At 50.7% G+C, this 379-nt stretch carries 1 protein-coding gene; it reads right to left on the reverse strand.

All coding sequences use genetic code 11. The annotated features are described in order from the left end of the window. Positions 1 to 379 (reverse strand): ATP-binding cassette domain-containing protein (locus tag M3593_RS23820; RefSeq protein ID WP_251665154.1); only part of this gene is annotated, 379 nt, incomplete at both ends.

Raw genomic sequence — 379 nt, forward strand, 5'->3', positions numbered from 1 at the left:
GCCGATATTGCGCGCTACCGTCAGGTGCGGCCACAGGGCGTAGCTTTGAAATACCATGGTGATATTGCGCTGCTCCGGCGCAAGATGAGTGATCGTTCGGCTGGCAATAGCCACCTCGCCGCTTTGCACCGGAATAAAGCCGCAGAGGGCGTTCAGCAGCGTGGTTTTTCCGCATCCCGACGGGCCCAGTAGAGCAATCATCTCTCCCTGCTCTACCGCCAGATCGATATTATGTAAAACCACCTTATCGCCATAACTAATTTTAAGGCCGGAGATCTGTAAATAACTCATATTCGCTACCTGAAAGCGCTGCTGCGGCATTTTTTTTAGCAAGGTGAACACGTGTTCATTTGGCTGTAAAAAAAATGCAACGTTGACT

The sequence above is a fragment of the Mesobacillus sp. MER 48 genome (genome assembly GCF_023714225.1).
Classification (GTDB): Bacteria; Bacillota; Bacilli; order Bacillales; family Cytobacillaceae; genus Mesobacillus; species Mesobacillus oceanisediminis_A.